Genomic DNA, 1,696 nt, shown 5'->3' with positions numbered 1-1,696 from the left:
GTACCTGCTCACCTTTTTTAAGTTAAGGCTTTCCGTACATACTCTTTTCCATCATCGAGAATATTTTTTCCTTGGAGGTTCATTGTGCCAATCACGCTCATCAAGATATCCCTGTTCTTAGCACCTTCTACAGTTCGATGACAACCAGAGATCTTCTCCTGTACCACACACTGCCTGAGAGCACGCTCTGAACGATTATTTGTAGGTTCAATCCCCGGCATGAGGATAAATGTAAAAAGTTGATGGCTGTACTTCAATACACGCTTTGCGAGTCTTTTTACATCTTTATCCTTCCAATCCATAGATGCAAATTTATTCAGCCTTTCCACGAATGCATCATATGTTATTCTCCGCTCTTCATCCGTGCTAAGTTTCTTCTCAGAGTCTTTTGCATCTTTATAAATTTCCTGAAGCTCTTCGTGAAACTCTTTCGCATCAGGAGGCGGTTTTTTCCTTTCAACTATCTCCTTTGCATCTCTGATTAGATGTGACCAGCATTTCTGTTTCATGCCTGGAGCTTTGTCATATGATGGATAAAAATCTTGAACAGTTACCCCGTTATAGTCTTTACCGAGAATTTCTACCACTACCTTTTTACTTCTACTCTTACTGGTATGATAAAGTACAACTTCATTCGAGATAAATACCCAGAGCCACTTGTTCTCACCATTCACTCTTTGTCCAGTATCATCATACTGACAGTTCAATTCTTTCATTTGACTCTTTATACGCTCATATTCGCTTCCAAAAATCTTTGCAGCACGTTTAAGATATGCTACTATTGTACCTTCTGAGACTCTGGCATCGTATATATCGTTTAGAAGAGTCGCTATTTTGTTCTCTGGCAGATTCATGACATATCGGAGGTATGTTATGTAAAGCATGAAATTCAAACCAAAATGGCAGTTGTCTATAACTTCAGGTACTTCTGGATAAACAATCTTGCCGCAATGTTTGCAATACCCATGTTTTATGATATATCTGGTAACGAAAAGGAAGAGGGGAACAATGTCTTCCATATATCGCTCATGCGATTGTTCAAGTTCACTGATTTCCCCATTGCAGTAAGGGCATGTGTCCTGTTTTAGGACAAAAGTTCGATCTACCCTATCAGGCTTCTTGCGTGATGTACCTTTATGCCCAATCGGCGGACCACGCTTTTTAGGTTCAGGTTTGGAAACATTGTTTAAACTCTCACTTTGTTCTTTCTTTGGAGGCTTAAAGCCAAAGAGAATAAGACTGAGTTTTTGGTTCTCCTCTTTTAAACGCTGAATCTCTTCTTCCAGCTTTTTGATCCGCTCACTTAAAAGCTCCTGATGTTTATCGAGTTCTTTATTTTCTTCACTGAGAACTCTGTTCTTTTCTCTCAAAGAGAGAAGTTCCTCGTTTAAGTCCATTTGTAAAATTGTAATGTCTGTGTATGTGCTTTTTGGAGTTAAAACTTAGTAAAGAGGCAAATCATTAGGAGCTAAAAAAACCTGTGTAGGTACCACAGATTTAATTATCGACTTCCCTAAGACCTCACAGATAAACAGAATCGAGCAGATGTGGAACGATGCAACGGCAAAGGACTTTGATTTAAGGACATACAGGGAAGGCAACAGCGCGTATTACACTTCACTTAACACAAAGGCGGCAAATGTCGATACTTCGATTATTAACCAGCTGGAGCAGAGTACAAATACCCGGCAGGCGC

Annotated in this window: 1 protein-coding gene; it reads right to left on the bottom strand. The window is 39.7% G+C overall.

Features of this window, described 5'->3' with window-relative positions; translation table 11 throughout:
- Positions 1-17: 17 nt before the first annotated feature.
- Positions 18-1,397, bottom strand: coding sequence for an IS66 family transposase (tnpC, locus tag MNV_RS03735; protein ID WP_096204037.1), 1,380 nt, complete (start codon positions 1,395-1,397; stop codon positions 18-20).
- Between the last annotated feature and the right edge of the window lie 299 nt (positions 1,398-1,696).

Source organism: Candidatus Methanoperedens nitratireducens, assembly GCF_900196725.1.
GTDB classification, from domain to species: Archaea; Halobacteriota; Methanosarcinia; order Methanosarcinales; family Methanoperedenaceae; genus Methanoperedens; species Methanoperedens nitroreducens_A.
Note: the sequence above shows the minus strand (reverse complement) of the source record. Positions and strands in the feature narration are given on the sequence as shown.